Source organism: Naasia aerilata (assembly GCF_030296595.1).
Lineage (GTDB): Bacteria > Actinomycetota > Actinomycetes > Actinomycetales > Microbacteriaceae > Naasia > Naasia aerilata.
The window spans coordinates 1,396,551-1,415,625 of record NZ_AP027731.1; the positions used below are offsets into that span (position 1 = coordinate 1,396,551).

Annotated in this window: 18 protein-coding genes and 1 pseudogene; 7 read left to right on the forward strand and 12 right to left on the reverse strand. The window is 72.3% G+C overall.

Annotated features, from left to right (window positions below):
- Positions 1-380: 380 nt before the first annotated feature.
- Positions 381-1,325: an amidohydrolase family protein gene (locus tag QUE51_RS07585; protein ID WP_286278917.1), complete on the forward strand. Its 945-nt coding sequence runs from the start codon at positions 381-383 to the stop codon at positions 1,323-1,325.
- A 170-nt stretch (positions 1,326-1,495) separates the two neighbouring features.
- On the opposite strand, the gene QUE51_RS07590 is transcribed toward QUE51_RS07585, so the two are convergent.
- From QUE51_RS07590 to QUE51_RS07630, 9 genes are all read right to left on the reverse strand, one after another.
- Positions 1,496-2,071 carry a pyridoxine/pyridoxamine 5'-phosphate oxidase gene (locus QUE51_RS07590; protein WP_286278918.1) on the reverse strand — a complete coding sequence of 192 codons (576 nt, stop codon included), beginning with the start codon at positions 2,069-2,071 and terminating at the stop codon, positions 1,496-1,498.
- Positions 2,068-2,853, reverse strand: coding sequence for a creatininase family protein (locus QUE51_RS07595; protein WP_286278919.1), 786 nt, complete (start codon positions 2,851-2,853; stop codon positions 2,068-2,070). The genes QUE51_RS07590 and QUE51_RS07595 overlap by 4 nt, the downstream gene beginning before the upstream one ends.
- Positions 2,850-4,178, reverse strand: coding sequence for an FAD-binding oxidoreductase (locus QUE51_RS07600; protein WP_286278920.1), 1,329 nt, complete (start codon positions 4,176-4,178; stop codon positions 2,850-2,852). The genes QUE51_RS07595 and QUE51_RS07600 overlap by 4 nt, the downstream gene beginning before the upstream one ends.
- Before the next feature lie 83 nt (positions 4,179-4,261).
- A complete protein-coding gene (locus QUE51_RS07605) occupies positions 4,262-4,858 on the reverse strand; it encodes a hypothetical protein (RefSeq protein WP_286278921.1) in 597 nt (198 codons plus the stop codon).
- A 157-nt stretch (positions 4,859-5,015) separates the two neighbouring features.
- A complete protein-coding gene (locus tag QUE51_RS07610; protein ID WP_286278922.1) occupies positions 5,016-5,459 on the reverse strand; it encodes a hypothetical protein in 444 nt (147 codons plus the stop codon).
- A gap of 62 nt (positions 5,460-5,521) precedes the next feature.
- Positions 5,522-6,370 carry an ABC transporter permease gene (locus tag QUE51_RS07615; protein ID WP_286278923.1) on the reverse strand — a complete coding sequence of 283 codons (849 nt, stop codon included), beginning with the start codon at positions 6,368-6,370 and terminating at the stop codon, positions 5,522-5,524.
- Positions 6,367-7,068, reverse strand: a complete 702-nt coding sequence (locus tag QUE51_RS07620) for an ABC transporter ATP-binding protein (RefSeq protein WP_286278924.1) — start codon at positions 7,066-7,068, stop codon at positions 6,367-6,369. The genes QUE51_RS07615 and QUE51_RS07620 overlap by 4 nt, the downstream gene beginning before the upstream one ends.
- Positions 7,069-7,148: 80 nt before the next feature.
- Entirely contained in the window at positions 7,149-7,433 is a 285-nt protein-coding gene (locus QUE51_RS07625; protein WP_286278925.1) for a hypothetical protein, read from the reverse strand.
- On the reverse strand, positions 7,430-8,416 hold the full coding sequence (locus QUE51_RS07630) for an amidohydrolase family protein (protein WP_286278926.1): 987 nt from the start codon (positions 8,414-8,416) through the stop codon (positions 7,430-7,432). The genes QUE51_RS07625 and QUE51_RS07630 overlap by 4 nt, the downstream gene beginning before the upstream one ends.
- A 166-nt stretch (positions 8,417-8,582) precedes the next feature.
- On the opposite strand from QUE51_RS07630, the gene QUE51_RS07635 reads away from it, so the two are divergent.
- Both QUE51_RS07635 and QUE51_RS07640 read left to right on the forward strand, forming a co-directional pair.
- On the forward strand, positions 8,583-9,272 hold the full coding sequence (locus QUE51_RS07635; protein WP_286278927.1) for a helix-turn-helix domain-containing protein: 690 nt from the start codon (positions 8,583-8,585) through the stop codon (positions 9,270-9,272).
- A 37-nt stretch (positions 9,273-9,309) separates the two neighbouring features.
- Positions 9,310-10,209 (forward strand): PDR/VanB family oxidoreductase, encoded by a 900-nt coding sequence (locus QUE51_RS07640; protein WP_286278928.1) that lies wholly within the window; start codon positions 9,310-9,312, stop codon positions 10,207-10,209.
- A gap of 299 nt (positions 10,210-10,508) precedes the next feature.
- Here QUE51_RS07640 and QUE51_RS07645 read toward each other — a convergent pair.
- Positions 10,509-11,615: pseudogene (locus tag QUE51_RS07645) on the reverse strand (amidohydrolase family protein); the annotation flags it as partial.
- Between the two features lie 47 nt (positions 11,616-11,662).
- Here QUE51_RS07645 and QUE51_RS07650 point away from each other — a divergent pair.
- A complete protein-coding gene (locus QUE51_RS07650) occupies positions 11,663-12,772 on the forward strand; it encodes an XdhC family protein (RefSeq protein ID WP_286278929.1) in 1,110 nt (369 codons plus the stop codon).
- The gene (locus QUE51_RS07655; protein ID WP_286278930.1) at positions 12,769-14,121 is read left to right on the forward strand and encodes an 8-oxoguanine deaminase; all 1,353 of its coding nucleotides are present in this window, start codon (positions 12,769-12,771) and stop codon (positions 14,119-14,121) included. Before QUE51_RS07650 ends, QUE51_RS07655 begins: the two co-directional genes overlap by 4 nt.
- Here the strand turns inward: QUE51_RS07655 and QUE51_RS07660 are convergent.
- Both QUE51_RS07660 and QUE51_RS07665 read right to left on the reverse strand, forming a co-directional pair.
- Positions 14,118-16,877, reverse strand: a complete 2,760-nt coding sequence (locus QUE51_RS07660; RefSeq protein WP_286278931.1) for a molybdopterin-dependent oxidoreductase — start codon at positions 16,875-16,877, stop codon at positions 14,118-14,120. The genes QUE51_RS07655 and QUE51_RS07660 overlap by 4 nt on opposite strands.
- A complete protein-coding gene (locus QUE51_RS07665; protein WP_286278932.1) occupies positions 16,874-17,674 on the reverse strand; it encodes an FAD binding domain-containing protein in 801 nt (266 codons plus the stop codon). The genes QUE51_RS07660 and QUE51_RS07665 overlap by 4 nt, the downstream gene beginning before the upstream one ends.
- 322 nt (positions 17,675-17,996) lie before the next feature.
- On the opposite strand from QUE51_RS07665, the gene rplJ reads away from it, so the two are divergent.
- A complete protein-coding gene (gene rplJ, locus QUE51_RS07670; protein ID WP_286278933.1) occupies positions 17,997-18,512 on the forward strand; it encodes a 50S ribosomal protein L10 in 516 nt (171 codons plus the stop codon).
- A 51-nt stretch (positions 18,513-18,563) separates the two neighbouring features.
- Entirely contained in the window at positions 18,564-18,953 is a 390-nt protein-coding gene (gene rplL / locus QUE51_RS07675; RefSeq protein ID WP_286278934.1) for a 50S ribosomal protein L7/L12, read from the forward strand.
- Positions 18,954-19,075: the final 122 nt, after the last annotated feature.

Below are 19,075 nucleotides of genomic sequence, written 5' to 3' on the forward strand. Positions count from 1 at the left end.
GAGGCGCCCGACCTCGGCTACCGCGAGCGCGGGTGGATGCGCGTGCGCGACGGGAGGATCGCGGCGCTCGGCGACGGGGACGCCCCGCAGGCCGACGGCGCCGAGGTCCTCGACGTGGCCGGCGCGTTCGTCGCTCCCGGCTTCGTGTCGAGCCACAGCCACCTGTTCACGAGCGGCGCCCGGGGGCTCGGCGCGGACCAGACCCTCTACGGCTGGTGCACGTCGATGTTCAGCCTGATCAACCACGCGTCGCCCGCGGCGATGTACTGGAGCACGCTGCACGGGTCCCTCGACTTCCTCGCCAACGGAGTCACCACGGCCTTCGACTTCACCGACCCCCGGATCCCGTGGGAGCCGATGGGGGAGGGGAGCGTGTCCGCGTGGGCCGGCTGCGACCTCTCGATCACCAGGTCGCCCAGATCGACGGCAAGGCGGACAGCGGCATCCGCTTCGTCAACGCCACGGGCCTCGATGACAGCGTCGGCTCGGACGAGGCGATCCTCGAGCGGATCGGGGCGGCCGTCGCCCACGCCCGAGCCCTTCCTCCGGACCGCATGCTCGGCGCCGCCGTCATGGGCGCCGTGCAGTGGTCGGCACGGCCCGACGCGGCCGAGCTCGAGGTCGAGGCCATGCGCCGCTTCGGACTCACCAATCAGGCGCACTTCCTCGAGACCCGCGAGCAGGTCGAGGTGCAGCGGGCCAAGTTCGACCTCTACGTGAGGGCCGGAGCGCTCGGGCCGGACCTCGTGTTCGGCCACTTCATTCAGACCACGCGGGAGATCATCGAGACGGCGGCGGCGGGCGGTTCCGGCATGTCGTGGCAGCCGGCCTCGAACGGGCGGCTCGCCTCCGGAGTGGCCGATCTGCCCGCGATCCGAGCTGCCGGGATGACCGTCGGCATGGGCCTCGACGACCAGGCCTGCACGGACATCGCGGACCCGTGGCAGAACATGCGGATGGGGATGTACCTCGTGCGCGCGCAGACCGGCGATCCGCTCTCGATGATGCCCGAGGACGTCCTCGAGCTGCACACGAGAGGATCCGCGAAGGTGCTCCAGGTGGACGACAGGGTGGGCAGCCTCGAGGTCGGGAAGTTCGCGGACTTCGTGGTCGTGGACCCGCGCTCCCCGGACATCGGGCCGCTGTGGAACCCGGTGCGCAGCTACGTGCTGGCCTGCGGGCTGCGCAACCTCAAGCGGGTCTACGTGGGCGGCGTGCTGCAGGCCCAGGACGGCGTCTCGACCAACCCGCTGGCTCCGGAGGCTTCGGCCAAGCTCCACGAGCTGCTCCCGGCGATCGAGCGGGAGCACCGCATCCTCCGCTGAGGAGGAGCGCCGGAGGCTGGCTCGCCCGCACCGCTGATTGAGGAGCGCCGGAGGCGCGTCTCGAAATCCACGGATCCGCGCGGCGCCAGCTCGAGGGGGAGGTGGGGATTTCGAGACGCTCGCTGCGCGAGCTCCTCAATCGGCGGAAAGGGGGAGCGGGGGCTCGGCCGTCAGCCGGGGAGGTCCGAGCGCGTCCAGGTGCCCCCGGCGAGGGCGAACTCGACGCGGTGGCTGGGACCCGCCGGGTTCGCCTCCCAGAAGGTGAGCCGAGTGGGGCGGACGCGGTAGCCGATCCACGTCGCGGGCGGTTCGAGCCCTCCGATGTCGTGTTCCGCCTGGAACTCGGCCCACACGCGTTCGCGCTCCTCGCGGGGGGCCCGGGCGAGCTCGTGGGTGTTCTGCCAGGCGAGCTGGCGGAGATACGGGGACCGGCGTGCGTACGCGCTGCGCTCCTCGTCCGGGTCGGCGCGCTCCGCTGTGCCCTGTACCACGAGCTGGCGGGCGAAGCCGGGCCAGAGCAGGTCAAGGGCGACGGCGGGGGAGGCGGTGAGCTGGGCGACCTTCCGCGAGTTCGCGTCGGTGTGCAGGTAGAGGCCGGTCTCGTCCCACTCGCTGAGCAGCACCGTCCGCACATCCGGGGCGCCCGTCTCGTCGAGGGTCGCGAGCTGCATGCGCGGGCGGTCGGGATCCTCGTTGCCGGGCAGCCACTCGCGGAGCAGCGCGAGCGCCTCGGGCGCGACGGTCACGCTGAGGCCGTTGGCGAGAAGCGCGCGATCTCCTGCAGAGCGGCCGCGGCGAGGTGGACGCTGCGGCCGAACATCCGGGCCCCCTCGGCGGCGCTCGCCCCGGTCGGGTCGCCGACCACCCCGCTCGGGCCGAAGTCGTCTGACAGCCACCCGAAGCTCACGGGATACCCGTTGAAGCCGATCTGCTCGAAGCCGGCGAGGTGCTCGGGGACGTTCCGCTCGAACCGGCCCTCGTCCACGAGGTCGGGTCGCAGGTGCATCACGATCGAGGTCTCCGACCAGCCCGCGTGGATGCCCATGCCGTATTCGTCCGGCTCGCCGCCCTCTCCGGAGCCCGCGGTGACCCGAGCGGCCGGCATGGTGAACGTCTGCAGCCCGAACAGGCGGCGCAGCTCGCGGTTGGCGACCTGCAGGAGGGCCGCGTTGCCGCCGTGCCCGTTGAGGAAGACGACCTTCCGCGCCGGAGTGGTCGCGATCGAGCGGCCCAGGTCGGTCAGCACGGAGAGCAGCGTCGAGGCGGTGAGCCACAGCGTGCCCGGAGCCCAGGAGTGCTCGTCGGACTTCGTGACGGTGAGGGTCGGCAGTTGCCACACATCGAGCTCTTCGTCCGCGGCCCGGGTGACGGCGGCGGTGGCGACCGACTCGGCGATCAGCGAGTCGGTGACGAGCGGCAGGTGCGGGCCGTGGTGCTCGATGGCGCCGACCGGGACGACGAGGATCGATTCCGCGGTCAAGGTGGACGCGACGGCGGGGCCGGGCAGCTCGGCGAACAGGCGCGTCATCGGATGGCTCCCTTGCGCGGTCCCGCGTAGTCCGGGTTGAGCTTGCCCGGGTTGAGCAGGCCGTGCGGGTCGGTGCGGCGAGCCAGCTCCACCGTCCGCTCGACCTCGAAATCGACGTTCCACTGGTGCGGGTTGTGCACGCTGACGCCCAGCGCGCCCAGTGCATCGATGCCGGCGTACACCTGCTCGGGGCTCTCGTAGCGGCCGGCGAGCATCCCGATCGGCACCGTGTGGCCGGCCTCGATGTGCAGCATGCCGCCGGGATAGACGGCCTCCACCTCGGCGATGCGCTCGACGAGGGCGTCGCCGCCCACCTCGAGGTGGAAGATCGGCGCCGCACTGCTCTTCTGCAGCCACTCGATGGGGTGGTTGTAGCTGAGCATCGAGATCCGCATGCTCGTCTGCGGACCGTCGCGGAGGGCCTCCACACGGCCGTCGGCGCTCTCGATGAGGGCGGTGACCTCGTCGATCGTGTCCGCAGAGAGGAGGATGCGCATGCTGCTGCGGCCGGACGGGATCGCCTCGTCGGCGGGCAGGGCCGCCGAGATCCAGGGATTGTCCGCCGAGACCAGGCGGGGGCGCGGCGTGACGAGGCCGATCTCGCGAAGGACCGAGAGCGCCGACGGGAAGTCGGGGAAGCTCGCGTAGAGGCCGCGCCAGTCGCGGAGCGGCTCCAGCCTGACGGTGGCTCGGGCGATGATGCCGGCCGTGCCGTAGTTGTGCACGTACGCCTGCGCCTCGTCGCCCTCGACGTGCAGGAGGTCGCCCGTGCCGTCGGCGTGCACGACGTCGAGCGCGAGCACGAAGCCCATGTGATTCGCGCCGTGCTCGATGGTGCCGGTGCCGCCCGAGCCGCCGGCGAGAAACCCGCCGATCGTGGACTGGGTGGTGGAGGGGTACATCCAGAGCGCCTGATCCGCCGCCCACGCCGCCTGCTCGATCACGACGAGCTGCGCGCCCGCCTCGGCGGTCACGTAGCCGTCTCCGACCTCGACGATGGCCCGGGCGCGGGTGGTGTCCAGCACGAGGCCGCCCTGGAAGGGGATGCCCTGGCCGTAGTTGCCGGTGCCCTTGCCCCTGGGGGTGACCGGGACGCCGTGGCGGCTTGCGGCTCCGACCACCGCCGCGATCTGCTCCGCGCTCGTGGGGAACGCGACGAGGTCGGCGAGCCCCAGAGGGAGCTGCGCGGCGAGGATGGGCGACATCGCCGCCCCGTCAACGCTCGCGCGCTCGCGGACGCGGGGCTCGGTGCTGACGCCGCGCTCGCCGAGGAGCTCCTTCAGCTCCTGCTCGAGCAGGAGCACGGGGGCGAGGGTGTCGGTCATAGCGGGCTTCCTTGTCGTCTGGATCAAAAGGACGCCGGGTGGCAGCGGCGCGCGCGGCGCAGCTGCCACCCGGCGGAGAGGAGCTACTTGCTGAGCCCGATGGACGGGTCGATGAACTCGTTGGTGTAGATGTCGGTGGCCTTGAGGCCCGACTTGACGGTCGTGCCCTGGCCCTCGAACGTCTTCACGGCCTTGTCGAAGAAGTCCGCGGAGCGGGCCTCGTCGAAGTCGCCGATCGTGTCGTTCTCGCCGTTGCCGGCGAGGCCGTCGGCCAGCTGCGTCTTCACCGAGTACTCGGCGACGCCCTTCGAGTAGGGGTACCCGAGGTCGTACTGGTCGGTCGCGTCGAGGATCAGATCGATGGTGGCGGAGGGGTCGTCGAAGAAGTCGACCTCGGCCTGCTGCATCACGGGCACGAACGCCTTGAGGCAGCCGGACAGGTCCTCGAGGTCATCGGTGCGCACGGAGACCGCGGAGCTGTACGGGTCCCAGCCCTCGTCGCTGACGAGGGCGTAGTCGATCTTCTTGCCCCAGTCGGTGACCTCGTTCTCGTAGATGTACGGCTCGGCCGACGCGAAGCCCTGCTGCGCGTCCTTGCCCTGCGCCGCCACGAACGCGGCGGGCGTGCCGTCGTAGCCGCCGTCCTCGATGCTCGCGTCGATGATCCCCTCGTTGACCATGTAGTCGATGTAGGGGAGCTCGCGCCGAAGTAGCGCAGCTTGCCGCCGCTCTTCACGAGCGCGTCGCTGAGGCTGCCGTAGTCGGTGACGTCGGGATAGGTCTCCGGGTCCCACATCGCCATGAACGGGCTGGTGTCGAGCGGGGCGAACACCGCGGTCATCGCGAACTGGTCGGACGTCTGGACGTTGGCGTCGGTTCCGACGTAGCCCATCGTGATCGAGTCGTCCTCACCCATGGTGGCGGCGACGCCGGAGAAGGCGACTGCGGGCCCGCCTGCGCGGATCTCGAGGTTGACGCCCGTGTACTCACCGGATGCCATGAGGGCCCGCTCGCCGACTTCTTCGAGGCGTCGATCGTGTAGTCACCGGCGATCATCTGGTAGAGGTGGCCGTGCTCCGACTCCGGGACCCAGTCGGTCTGGACGACGATGGTCGCGGGACAGCCGGCAGCCTTCAGGTCGATGGAGCCGACCTTGAGGTCCGTGCTCGGCGTGGATCCGCCGCCCGAGGAGCCGCTGGCCCCGCCGCTGCAGGCGGAGAGGGCGACCGCTGCGACGGCAACGGTCGCGAATGCCGCGGCCCGCTTGGAGGTGAAATGCATTGCATCTCGCTTTCTGTGTCGTGGTGCAGGAATGGTGCGAGGTGGTGCGGAGGGAAGATCGGTCAGCTGGCGCTCTCGTACCACTTGCCGACGGCGGCCTTGGAGAGCCAGCCGAAGACGACGAAGATCGCGACGCCCAGGAACGCGGCGGACAGGATTGCGGCGAACAGCTCGGGACCCTGCAGGCGGGCGGTGTAGTTGGAGATGAGCGAGCCGATGCCGGGCGTCCCGCGGCGGAAGAAGAAGTCGCCGACGATGGCGCCGACCAGCGCGAGGCCGGCGGAGATGCGCATGCCGGCGAAGATCGTCGGCATGGCGGCGGGCAGCTGGAGCTTGGTGAGGATCGTCCACCGTGAGGCGCCCTGCAGCTTGAAGAGCTCGCGCTGCGACTTGTCGACGCCCTGCAGACCGAAGAGCGTGTTCGAGACCATCGGGAAGAGCGCGATGAGGACGCTGACGATCATCCGCGCGAAGAACTCCTGCCCGAACCAGAAGCCGATCAGCGGCACGAGGGCGAGGATCGGGATGCACTGCAGGATGACCGCGTACGGGTAGAGGGTCCGCTCGATCGCCTTCGCCTGGGACATCGCGATCGCCCACACGACGCCGATCACGATGGCGAGCACGAGGCCGGCGAGCGTGACGAGGACGGTCTGCACGAGCGCGTTGCCGATGTCGCCTGCCACCTTCGGGTCGAAGAAGGCTTCGGTGAAGATGCGGTGCGGCGCGGGCAGCAGGAAGCTGAGCTTGCCGAGCAGGGCGCTGACGATGTACCAGAGCACGACGACGAGGGCGAGGAACGCGATCGGCGGCCCGAGGAGGACGGCGACGCCCCGCGGACCGCGACCGGTGCCGCGCACCGCGAGCGTCGGGGACCCGGTGGTGGGGATTTCCTTCGCCAGCGTGCTCATGAGTGGCCTTCCCGGAGGGCGTGCGAGACCTTGCCGACGAGTTCGGCGAACTCGCCCGTGTAGCGGATGTCGGGGTCCCGCGGCATCTCGAACGGCACCTCGAACACGTCGACGATGCGGCCGGGGCGGCCGGACATCACGACGACGCGGGTCGAGAGGTAGACCGCCTCGGACACCGAGTGCGTGATGAAGAGGCCGCCGAACTGCTGCTCCGCGAAGAGGCGGAGCAGCTCGTCGTTCAGGCGCTCGCGCGTGATCTCGTCGAGCGCACCGAAGGGCTCGTCGAAGAGGAAGAGCTCGGGGTCGAGCGTGAGCGAGCGGGCGAGCGAGGTGCGCATCCGCATGCCGCCGGAGAGCTGCTTCGGCAGGTGCTTCTCGAAGCCTGAGAGGCCGACCAGCTTGATCGCCGCCGCGGCCTTCTCCGCACGCTCCTTCTTCGACTGCCCGTTCAGCTCCGCGAGGAGCTCGACGTTGCTCTCCACGTCGCGCCACGGCAGCAGCGTCGCGTCCTGGAAGACGTAGCCGATGCGGCTGGTCGACACCTCGGCGGTGCCTGCCGAGGCCGTCTCGAGGCCGGAGGCGATCCGCAGCAGCGTGCTCTTGCCGCAGCCGGAGGGGCCGACGACGGTGACGAACTCGCCGGGCCGGACGGTGAGGTCCACGCCGGACAGGGCGACCGTGCCGTTCCCGAACTGCATGGCGACGTCGCGGAAGTCGAGGAGGGGGTGCTCGTGGAGCGCGCAGGGGCGGCGCGTCCGGGGGCGGAGAGGGTCATGGGTCAGCTTCCGGAGAGGGCGGAGGGTGCGGACAGAGCGGGAACGAGAAGGCCGGGGGCGGCGGTCTCGGTGGAGGCGGTGGTGCGGCTGACGAGGCGTCCGGCGTGCAGGACGACGCGGTCGGCGGGCGCGAAGGCGATCGCCTCGCCGATGTTCGCCGCGCGCACCGCGAGGAGGTCGGCGACCCGGCCTGCGACGGGTCCCGCGGCCGGAAGGCCCATCACGTCGCGGGCCCCGTCGGTGATGAGGTGCAGCGACTCCGCGAAGTCGAGGTGTCCGGCGGTCACGAGCAGCGAAGCCGTCTCGAGCGCATCCCCCGCCCGACCGGGTTGAACGGGTCGCGGATGTTGTCGGCACCGGCGGCGACGCGGACCCCCGCGTCGAGCAGCGCGCGGAGTGCGGTGAGCCCGCGCGGGGTGGCGACCGGGCGCTCCCAGCCCTGCAGGTAGAGGTTCGTGATCGGCAGGGAGATGATCCCGAGGTCGCTCGCGCGGATCTCGGCGATCACCGCATCGAGCTTCGCGGCCTCCAGGACGCCCAGCCGCACGCAGTGGCCGGCGCTCGTCGTAACGGGCCAGTCCCGCACGAGCCGCGCATACTCGGCGAGCGTGTCGGCTCCGTCCAGGCTCTCGTCCGCGTGCAGGTCGACCCCCACGCCCCGGCGCTCGGCGATGGCGAGCAGGCGGCGCAGATCGGCCGACGGGTCGGGTGCGAGGTGCGGTGCTCCGCCGACGAGGTCGATGCCGCGGTCGAGTGCCTCCTCGACGTGCCGGTCGGGCGCCTGCCAGCCGGCCAGCGCGACGAGCTCGAGGTCCATCAGGCCTGCGAGCTCCTCACGGACCCGGACGAGCGCGTCCACGGCGCGCATCGGGTCCCCGGTGCTCAGCAGGTCCACGTGGCAGCGCACCGCGGTCGTGCCGTGCGCCAGCAGCCGGAGGGCGACGGCCCGAGCGCGGTCCGCGATGCCCTCCGCCGTCATCTCGGCCGAGTAGGCCTTCCACGACTCGATGGCGCGGACCAGGTCACCCTGCGGCGGGCGGATGAGGTCGTAGGACAGCGCCTTGTCGAAGTGCGCGTGCGGCTCGGCGGGGGCCGTGATCAGCAGGAAGCCGTCGAGCTCGAGCGTCTCGTCAGCGGCGGCCGGGGCGGCGCTTCCCGACGGCAGCACGGCCGAGACCCGGTCCCCGTCGAGCTCGACATCCACGACGCGTCCGTCCGCGAGGGTCGCTCCGCGCAGCAGCCGGAGCGGTCGGGGAAGGGTGTCGGGCACGGCGCAAGCCTCCGGAGGAAGGGGAAGCTGCCACGCCGTCGGGACAGAGGGGGATGTTCAGGAGATCAACAGGACCGACGCTAGGGAGCGCTCGTTTCCGCCGTGTAACGGGAGCGTGACCCTCTGTAAATTGCGTCGCCGCGGATGCATCCGGCGTTGCATGCGCGTGATTGCATGGATCCCCGAACCCCGCCGGACGTCCGCCGGGAGCCCGTCGCGTGAGCAGGAGGACGCCGTCAGCAGCATCGGAACCCGCGTCGACGTGACCGACGACGGCAGCGTGCCCGGCCGCCTGCGGCCCCTCGGTCACAGCGACCCGCAGGCCAGCCGGCTCGGCCGGAGGGTGCGCGCCCTGCGACTCGCCCGCGACCTGACCCTCGTCGAGCTGGCTGAGCTGGCCGGGCTGTCGCACCCGTTCCTCAGCCAGCTGGAGCGCGGCCTCGCCCGGCCGAGCATGACGAGCCTCGAGCGGATCGCGCGTGCGCTCGGCACCAGCCAGCTCGAGCTGTTCGCCGTCGCGGAGGAGCCTGCGGTCGAGGGCGCGGACACGGCGCCGTCCCTGGTGCGCGCGTCCGAGGGGGCGGTCGGGCCCTATGCGGAGGGGCGCGCGCGACTCCTCGTGCGCGGGCGCCGGCAGTTCCAGCCGATGGAGTTCGAGGGATCGAACGCGGATCCGGGCGTCTTCTACGTGCACGACGAGGACGAGTTCCTCACCGTGCTCGCCGGGATCGTGCGGGTCGAGCTCGACGGCGAGGGGGAGTGGCTGCTCGAGCCGGGCGACTCGCTGTACTGGCGCTCGCGCACGCCGCACCGCTGGAGCTCGCCGGGGGCGAGCCCTATCGGCTGCTGCTCGTGAAGGACAGGTTCGGACGGTCGGCTGCGGAGGGGGACGCGTGAGCGGAGGGGGCGAGTTCGAGGTCGTCGTGCGTCGCCGGGAGGCGGCGGCGGACTCCATCGTGCTGCTGGACCTCGTGTCGCCCACGGGAGCTCCTCTGCCGGGCTGGTCGCCGGGCGCCCACATCGACGTCGTCCTGCCCGACGGCAGGGAGCGCCAGTACTCGCTGTGCTCGGATCCGAACGACCGCATGTGGTGGCGCATCGGCGTGCTCCGCGAGCGGGACGTTTCGGCCTACCTGCACGACGTGGTCCGGGAGGGCGACCGGCTGCTCGTCCGCGGGCCGCGCAACCACTTCGCGTTCGCGCCCTTCCCCGGCCGCAAGTACCTGTTCGTCGCCGGCGGCATCGGCATCACGCCGATCTACGCGATGCTCCGGTCCGCCGCGGCGGCGGGGAACGAGACGAGGCTCGTGTACGCGGGGCGCTCTCGCGCGGCGATGGCCTTCGCGGAGGAGCTGACCGCCGAGTACGCCGACTCCGCCGAGTTCTACGCGTCCGACGAGGGCTCGCGCGCCGACATCGCGGCGCTGCTGGCCGACCCTGCGCCCGGCACCATCGTCTACTGCTGCGGACCCCGGCGGCTCATCGAGGCCGTCGAGGCGGCAGGAGCGTCCTGGCCGCGCGGATCCATCCACCTGGAGCGCTTCGAGGCCAAGGTCCTCGGCGAGCCGATCTGGAACGAGCCGTTCGACGTGGAGCTCCTGCTCTCGGGGATGACCGTCACGGTGCAGCCGGAGGAGACGATCCTCGACGTGGTCGAGCGGAACGGGCTGGTCGTGCCGTCCAGCTGCCGGGTGGGCACCTGCGGGACCTGCGAGGTGGCCGTGGTCGACGGCGAGATCGAGCACCGCGACTCCGTGCTTTCCCCGAGGAGCAGGAGGACAGCTTCGCCATGATGGTGTGCGTCTCGCGCGCGAGGTGCCCGCGCATCACCCTCGAGCTCTGAGCTGCGCGCGGCCTCGCGGTCAGACGCGGGTCGCGAGGAGGGCGGTGAGGTCGCGGACGATGGCGGACTCCTCCGCGCTGGCCAGTCGGCCGCCCTCCACCACCCGGCGACCCGCCACGTAGACGTCTCGCGGGCGGCGGCCGGGGACACCCAGAGCAGGCCGGCGATCGGATCGGCGACGCCCGCATCGGCCACCCCGCTGACGTCCCACACCGCGAGGTCGGCGGCGGCGCCCACCGCGATCCGCCCGAGCTCCGGGCGGCCCAGGCCGTCGGCCGAGCCCGCCGTCGCCATGTCGAGAACCGTCTCCGCCGGGAGCTGCGGCCCCACCAGCCCCGACACCTGCATCGCGAGGCGGGCGTCGGCGAGCAGGTGACCGGCGTCGTTGCTGCCGCCGCCGCTCGTGCCGAGCCCGACCCGCAGACCGGCCTCGAGGAGACGCGCCACGGGGGCGATCCCCCAGCCCATCGGCACGTCGCAGCCAGGAGCATGCGTCGCCGTGATCCCCGAGGCCGCGAGCCGGTCGATCTCGGCGTCCGTGACGCCGCAGAGGTGCGCGAGGGTCACGTCCGGCGCGAGCCAGCCCCACTCCTCGAGGAGCTCGAGGGGTCGCCGCCCGTAGCGGTCCTGCGCGATCTCGACGTCCACCTGCTCGTTGGCCTGGGTCCGCCTGCGGAGGCCGTGCCGCGCGGCGACCTCGCCGAGCAGCGCGAAGGTCTCCGGCGAGTCGCTGTGCACGCCGGCCGGACCCACGGCCACCTGCAGCAGTCCGTCCGCGGACACTCCTCCCGGACGCCCGGGGACGAGCGCCTCGACGATCGCCTCGGCGCTCTCGGCCGCGACCTCCGCGCGGTCGCGGGCGGTGCCGCGCACGAACACCAGCCGCGCGCCCAGCTCGGACGCGGCGGCCGCCGTCGCCCTGGCCATTCCCACGGTGTCCGAGCCGTCCGGCCAGGTCAGGTGGTGATCGGCGACGGTCGTCACTCCGGACAGAAGAGCCTCGGCGAGGCCGGCACGGGCCGCGGCTCGCGTCGACTCCGGGTCGACGCCGACGCGCGTGTAGGCCGCGGCCATGGCCGGGAGCCAGTCGCGCATCGGCACGCCCCGGGTGCCGGGGAGCGTGCGGAAGGCGGTCTGGAAGAGGTGGTGGTGGGCGTTCACGAGGCCCGGCGTGAGCGCACAGCCCGCGAGGGAGACCATCTCGACGGGCGCGTCGGGTGTGAGTTCGGCGGCCGCGGCGGGTCCCGCCCCGGGCGGGGTCACGGCCACGATCGCCGCGCCGTCGAGGATCACGTCGGCGGGGCCGCTCGATCCGTCCGGACCGAGAACGGCGACCGCGTCATGCAGGATGATCATGTCCTGTTCCTAGCATCCCGCCGCTTGCCCACCGAAACGAGGCGCCTGTGCTCGAGCTCGCCGCTCGGCTCCTGGCCGCTCCCGGCCCACTCGCCGTCGCAACCGTGACCGGCGTCATCGGGAGCGCCCCGCGCGATGTGGGCACCTCCATGGCGCTGACCGGCGGGGCGGTCGTGGGCAGCATCTCGGGCGGCTGTGTCGAATCGGCCGCCGTCGAGGCCTGCGAGCGCGTGCTCGAGCGCGGGGTCGCGGAGGTCGATCGGTTCGGCTACGACGACGCGGATGCCCTCGCCGTGGGCCTCGCGTGCGGCGGCGAGCTCGACGTGGTCGTCCATATGCTCGATCTCGAATATCTTCGGGCAGAGCTCGCCGAGGCCGCGGCCGGCCGCGCGGCGGGGTGCGCGACGATCGTCGGCGGCGCGCCTGCCCTGCTCGGGCGGGGCCTCGGCTGGCGCGCCGGCAGCGGGCTGCCCGGCGAGCTCACCTCGAGCGAGCTCGAGGCAGCCGGGCTCCACGGCCTGCCCGTCGAGCGCATCCGCGCGGTCCTCGACGCCGAGGTCGCATCCGGCCGCACCGGCGTGGTCGAGCTGGAATGCGGAGCCGACACCGTGCGTCTGTTCGTGGAGTCCACACGCTCCGCCCCGCGCATGCTGCTGTTCGGGGCGGTGGAGTTCGCCTCGGCGCTCTCCGCCGCCGGCCGGGCGCTGGGCTACCGGGTGACGGTGTGCGACGCGCGGCCCGCCTTCACGACGGCGGAGCGCTTCCCGGCCGCCCACGAGGTCGTGACGGCGTGGCCGCACCGCTTCCTCGCGGGCACGGAGACGGATGAGCGTACCGTCATCTGCGTCCTCACCCACGATGACCGCTTCGACGAGCCGCTGCTGACGACGGCGCTGACCCTCCCCGTCGCCTACGTCGGAGCCCTGGGCTCGCGGCGCACGGCTGAGCGGCGGCGGCAGAGGCTGCTCGAGAGCGGACTCGACGAGGCCGCGCTAGCGCGCCTGCACTCGCCCATGGGGCTCGACCTGGGAGCGGCGACCCCCGAGGAGACTGCGGTCTCGGTGCTCGCCGAGGTGCTCGCGGAGCGATCGGCGGCCTCCGCCCGGGCACTCCGCGACGTCCCCGGCCCGATCCATCCTCGGCGCGCGGCCTCGTGAGGGTCCTGCAGGGCGGCTACGTCGCCACGGTGTCCGGGGACGAGCACGACGGAGGCCACGTGGTCGTCGACCGCGGCCGGATCGTCGCCGTCGGTCCGGGCGCCGCGCCGGCCGACCTCGCCGCGGACGCCGAGGTGCTCGACGTGTCCGGCTGCCTCGTCACACCGGGTCTCGTCAACACCCACCATCACCTCTACCAGTGGCTCACGCGCGGGTGGGCGCAGGACTCGATCCTGTTCGACTGGCTCGTGGCGCTGTACCCGGCCTGGTCGCGCATCGACGCCGACCTCGTCGGGGCCGGGTCCGCGGCCGCCCTGGCGGTGCTCGCGCGGTCCGGCTGCACGACCGTCGCCGACCACCACTACGTCTTCCCCCGCGGCGGCGGCGACCTCCTCGGCGGCATCGTGGACGCCGCCGGACGGGTGGGCGTTCGCCTGCATGCCACACGCGGCTCGATGGACCTCGGCCGCTCCCAGGGCGGTCTGCCGCCGGACTTCGCGGTGGAGTCGACGGACGCGATCCTCGAGGCGAGCCGGGATGCGGTCGCCCGATTCCACGACCCCGCGTTCGACGCCCGCGTCCGCGTCGCCCTGGCGCCGTGCTCGCCCTTCTCCGTGACGGGCGACCTCCTGCGCGAGTCCGCACTTCTCGCGCGCGAGCTCGGCGTGCGCCTGCACACCCACGGCGCCGAGACCATCGAGGAGGAGGCGTTCTGCCGGGAGCGCTTCGGCAGCGGCCCCACCGAGTACCTGGAGGGGCTCGGATGGCTCGGCGACGACGTGTGGATGGCGCACTGCGTGCACCTCTCGCCCGAGGACATCGCCCGCTTCGCCGCGACGGGAACCGGCGTCGCCCACTGTCCCTCCTCCAACGGCCGGCTGGCCGCCGGCATCGCACCCGTGGCCGACCTGCTCGCGGCGGGCGTCCCCGTGGGTCTCGGCGTGGACGGCGCCGCCTCCAACGAGTCGGGGCAGCTGGGCACCGAGCTGCGGCAGGCGGTCCTGATGGGCCGCCTGCGGGCAGGAGCGGATCGCCTGAGCGGCCGGGATGCTCTCCGCATGGCGACCCTCGGCGGCGCGCGGCTGCTGGGACGGGACGCCGAGCTCGGCAGCCTCGAGGCCGGCAAGCTCGCCGACATCGCGGTGTGGCGGATCGACGGCGTCGAGCACGCCGGGATCGCCGACCCCGTCGCCGCGCTGACCCTCGGCTCGCAGCCGCCGCTGGAGCTGCTCCTCGTCGGCGGGGAGGCGCTCGTGCGCGAGGGGGAGCTCCTGACCGCGGACTCGGCGGAGCTGGCCCGGCGGGGTGCGCGGGCCGCGGGAGTCCTGCGCGAGCGCGCGAGCTCCTAGCCGTCTCCCTCGGCGCGCCGGCTGACCAGCCGCCAGATCCGCTCCCGCGTCATCGGCAGCTCGCGGGGCCGGACGCCGATCGCGTCGCGGATCGCATTCGCGAGCGCGGGCGCCACCGGGTTGTACGGCGCCTCGCTCATCGACTTCGCGCCCAGCGGCCCGAGCTCGTCGTGCGTGCTCGCGAACAGGACCTCGGTGCGCGGCACGTCGGCGAACTGGGGGATGTGGTAGTTCCGATAGGCCCGAGTGGTGACCCGGCCCTCTCCGTCGGTCCGCACCTCCTCGTACAGGGCCGACCCGAGCGCCTGAGCCGTCCCACCCTCCACCTGGCCCCGCAGCTGCTGCGGGTTGAGGACCGTCCCCGCATCCGCGGCCTGAACCGACCGGAGGATCCGGACCTCTCCGGTCGCGGGGTCCACGGCCACCCGGAACGCATGCACGTTGAAGGCCAGGCTGCGCGGCGTGCCGCTCGCGGTCGCCACCGCCGCAAGCGGCGAGGGCGCCGCCGCGGCGACCGCCGCCAGCGGGAGCGACGCCTGCTCGTCGACCAGCGCATCGAGGGTGTGATCCACGCCGCGCCGGGTGATCGACATACCCAGAGGGGTGTTCGCGTCACCCCGAGGGGTAGAGCCCAATTCCTTCGCAGCTGCGCGGATGGCCTCCCGCAGTGCCAGGGCCGCCGCGTGCACCGCCTTCCCCGCCACGACGGTGCCTGCCGACCCGAACGCCCCTGTGTCGTAGGCGGCCGCATCGGTGTCGGACTGCCGCAGCCGCACCTGCTCCGGCGCGGTGCCCAGGACCTCCGCGACCAGCTGGACGTGCACGGTCGAGGTGCCGTTGCCGAACTCCGCGGTGCCCACGTCGAGGCTCACGCTGCCGTCCCGCTCGAGCGTCAGCCGGACCTCGGAGAAGTGGCCGCGCGGCGGCATCGTGGCGATCATGCTGAGGGCCATCCCGGTGCCGGCGAGCCACCCGTCGGGGGCGGATTCGCCGCCCTCGGCGACGGCGGCCTCGGCGAGATCCAGGCACTGGTCGAGCCCGTAGCCGCTCAGCTGCAGGTCGCTCTCCTCGTCGGCGTCGGTGACGACCACGGGATCGCCCGGGACGACGACGTTCCGCCGGCGCAGCTCGAACGGATCCATGCCGAGCTCGCGAGCCAGGTCGTCCATGGCGGACTCGACCGCGAAGAGCACCTGGCCGAGGCCGTAGCCGCGGAACGCCCCCGACGGAGGATTGTTGGTGTAGACCGCCTCCGCGTCCACCCGGCGGTTCGGCACCCGGTACACGCTGACCGACTCGTGCGTGCCGTGGAACATGACGCCCGGGCCGTGGTTGCCGTAGGCGCCGGTGTCGCTCAGCACGTCCACCGCCATCGCGGTGAGGGTGCCGTCGCGCCGTGCGCCGAGCGTGACGCTCACGCGCTTGGGGTGGCGCAGCGTGGCGATCGTGAACTCGTCCTCGCGCGTGAACTCGTATTGGACCGGCCGGCCGGTGCGGAGCACGGCGAGCGTGACGAGGTCCTCCGTGAGCAGCTCCTGCTTGCCGCCGAAGCCGCCGCCGACGCGTGCGGTGAACACCCGCAGGGCGCCGCGGTCAAGCGAGAAGATGCGCGCCAGCTCGTCCCGGACGAGGTAGGGGACCTGCGAGCTCGTGCGCACGACCAGCCGGCCCGCGGCGTCGAGCCAGCCGCGGCTCGCGTGCGTCTCGAGCTGTGCGTGCGCGACGCGGCCGGTGCGCCACATGCCCGACACGACGACGTCCGCCTCGGCGAGGCCGGCCGCCACGTCGCCGAGCTCGCCGTGCTTCTGGGCGACGACGTTGCGCTCGGGTGCCGCGATCCGGTGCTCGAACGGATCCTTGTCGCCGTGCAGGAGCGGGGCCCCCGGTGCGCGGGCCTCCTCGGGGTCGAAGACGGCGGGCAGGACCTCGTACTCGACGCGGATCAGGCGGCAGGCCTCCTCCGCGATCCGGACGGTGTCCGCCACGACGGCGGCGACGCGCTGGCCGAGGAAGCGCAGGACCGAGTCGAAGACGCGGGTGTCGTCCGGGTCCTCCAGCCGGTTCTCGTGCCGGCCGGTGGAGAAGAGGACGTCGGGGGAGTCGGCCGCGGTGAGGACGGCGTGCACCCCGGGGAGGGCGAGCGCCTCGGTGGCGTCGAGAGAGCGGATGCGCGCGGAGGCGTGCGGGCTGCCGAGGACGGCGAGGTGGGTGAGTCCCGTCGTGGTGAAGTCGAGGGTGAAGGGCTCGGTGCCGGTGACCACGCGCTCCGCGGCGGGCGCGCGGACCGACGCGCCGATGCCGCCGCCGCCGCGCGCGTGGGTGGTGGTGACGCCGTGCAGAGCGTCGTCGATGCTGCGGTATCCGGTGCAGCGGCACAGGTTGCCCTTGAACAGGCGCGGCAGGTCGGCGTCGTCGGCCGCCTGCACCTCGGCGGAGGAGGCGGTGACGATCATCCCGGCGGTGCAGAACCCGCACTGGAACCCTGCCGCGTCGACGAAGCGCTGCTGCACAGGGGAGAGGCGCTCGGGGGTGCCGAGTCCGGCGACCGTCGTGACCTCGCGTCCCTCCATTCGGTGGGCGGGGTAGACGCACGAGTGCACCGGCGTGCCGTCGACGAACACGCCGCAGGCGCCGCAGTCGCCCGAGTCGCAGCCCTTCTTGACGTCGAAGTGCTCCTGCTCGCGCAGGAGGGTGCGGAGGCACTGCCCCGGCGCGGGCTCGGCCTCCGTCGGCTGCCCGTTGACGGAGAACCTCACGACAGCTCCCTCCTGATCTCCTCGGCGAAGCGCCTGCTCATCGCCTCGCGCCAGTCGGGCGAGCCGTGGGCGTCGTCGTACCAGGTGTCGATGCCGTCGATGGCGGCGGCCAGCTGGGCGACCGTCGGGATGCCGGCGAAGCGGAGCACCTCCGGCCGCTCGGTGCCGCCGGTCAGCGACAGGGTGACCGCGTCGTCCGCGTCCCGGCGGCCGATCACGACGGTCCCCGCGCGGCCGAGAGGGGAGAGGGCGATGCGGCGGAACGCCGCGCGGCCGGCCAGGGCAGCGGCGGGGAAGTGCAGCGCCCGCAGCACCTCGCCGTGCTCGATCGCGGTGCGGCGCACCCCGAGCACCAGGTCGGCGACGGGGATCCGTCGCTCGGAGTCCACCGTCCACAGCTCCGCTACGGCGTCGAGCGCGGTCGCGAGGGAGGTGAGCCCGCCCGCGGGAAGCGCGAGGGCGATGTTGCCGCCGATCGTCGCGGTGTTCCAGATCTTGAAGGAGGCGAGCAGCGAGTTCACGCAGAGCGGGATGAGGGAGAGGGCCGGCCACTCCGGCCGCGCGGGGATGCGCACGAGCTCCGCGAGGGTGCAGGTAGCCGAGACGGTGAGCCCGCCGTCGGGGTCCGCCGTCCACGGCTCCCACCCGAGGCCGGTGAGATCGACCAGCTCGGTGACGTCGTCCTGCCGCTCGGAGTAGAGCCAGGTGCCGCCCGCGAGCGGGACGGCGCCGGGCGCGAACGTCAGCTCGCCGCGGCTGCGCGGCACGCGCACGGCGCGGACGCTGATGAGATCCACCGTCGTTCTCCTCTCGGGTTCGCCCATTGAACCCCAGGTCGGTTGCGCGCATGTTTCGGGTCTGCTGGGTGGGATCCGAGCGAAACACCGCGGTTTGGCGGATCGCCCGTCGTCACGTACTCTGGACGGAGCCAAAGACCGCCGGTTGTCGGCGTGCCAGGAATCCTCCGGGAATCCAGGACCGCCGCCTAAGGCTCGCGATATGCGAGAGCCTGCGCAGGTGTTCGAAGTCTCCCAGTCGGGATCTGCTCCGTGCGCTTGCGCCGGAGCTTTTTTCATTCGTGCTCCGCGCGGTCCTTTTCGACACACGTAAAGGAGACCCATGGCTGCGAAGGAAGCTTCGGTCGCCGAGCTCACGGAGAACTTCCGGAACTCGAACGCCGCTCTGCTGACCGAGTACCGCGGGCTCACGGTGGCCCAGCTCAAGACGCTGCGCAAGAGCATCAGTGAGCACGCGACCTATGCCGTGGTGAAGAACACGCTGACCAAGATCGCGGCCAACGAAGCGGGAATCTCGTCGTTCGACGAGGAGCTCGCGGGGCCGTCCGCGATCGCGTTCGTGCACGGCGACACCGTCGCCGTCGCGAAGGCACTGCGCGACTTCGCCAAGGCGAATCCTCTGCTGGTCGTGAAGAGCGGCTACTTCGAGGGCGCTCCGCTGAGCGCCGCCGAGGTGACGAAGCTTGCGGACATCGAGCCCCGGGAGGTGCTGCTGGCCAAGGCCGCCGGCGCCTTCAAGGCCACGCTGTTCCGCGCCGCCTACACGATCAACGCGCCGCTGTCGAAGGCCGTTCGCACGGTCGACGCACTGCGCGAGAAGCAAGAGTCCGCGGCCTGAACAGGCCCGGTAGGAACCTGATTTCAGTACCGACAACAAGGAGAGATACCGATGGCGAAGCTGTCGACCGACGAGCTGCTTGACGCGTTCAAGGAGCTGTCCCTGATCGAGCTCAACGAGTTCATCAAGAAGTTCGAGGAGACCTTCGAGGTCACCGCCGCCGCGCCCGTCGCGGCCGCCGCCCCCGCTGCCGGCGGTGCCGGCGCTGCCGCCGAGGAGGAGGAGGAGAAGGATTCCTTCGACGTCGTCCTCGAGGCCGCGGGCGAGAAGAAGATCCAGGTCATCAAGGAGGTGCGCGCCCTCACCAGCCTCGGCCTCGGTGAGGCGAAGGCACTCGTCGACGGCGCTCCCAAGGCCGTCCTCGAGGGCGCCAACAAGGAGACCGCGGAGAAGGCCAAGGCGCAGCTCGAAGGCGCCGGCGCGACCGTCACCCTCAAGTAGTTCCTGCCTTCGGGCAACCGGGACGCCGCTCCGAAAGGGGCGGCGTCCCTTTTCATGCCCGGCGGCCCGGCTCCCGCTGTGTATCGATTAGGACACGACCGCGGGAGCGCTACCAAAGTGGT

What these genes read in the sequence shown, in the direction of transcription:
- QUE51_RS07595 (WP_286278919.1), bottom strand. Translation starts at nt 2,853, where the DNA reads ATGACGCGCCTGTTCGCCGAGCTGCCCGGCCCCGCCGTCGCGTCCACC.
- QUE51_RS07600 (WP_286278920.1), bottom strand. Translation starts at nt 4,178, where the DNA reads ATGACCGACACCCTCGCCCCCGTGCTCCTGCTCGAGCAGGAGCTGAAG.
- QUE51_RS07605 (WP_286278921.1), bottom strand. Translation starts at nt 4,858, where the DNA reads ATGGTCAACGAGGGGATCATCGACGCGAGCATCGAGGACGGCGGCTAC.
- QUE51_RS07610 (WP_286278922.1), bottom strand. Translation starts at nt 5,459, where the DNA reads ATGCATTTCACCTCCAAGCGGGCCGCGGCATTCGCGACCGTTGCCGTC.
- QUE51_RS07615 (WP_286278923.1), bottom strand. Translation starts at nt 6,370, where the DNA reads ATGAGCACGCTGGCGAAGGAAATCCCCACCACCGGGTCCCCGACGCTC.
- QUE51_RS07620 (WP_286278924.1), bottom strand. Translation starts at nt 7,068, where the DNA reads ATGCAGTTCGGGAACGGCACGGTCGCCCTGTCCGGCGTGGACCTCACC.
- rplJ (WP_286278933.1), top strand. Translation starts at nt 17,997, where the DNA reads ATGGCTGCGAAGGAAGCTTCGGTCGCCGAGCTCACGGAGAACTTCCGG.
- rplL (WP_286278934.1), top strand. Translation starts at nt 18,564, where the DNA reads ATGGCGAAGCTGTCGACCGACGAGCTGCTTGACGCGTTCAAGGAGCTG.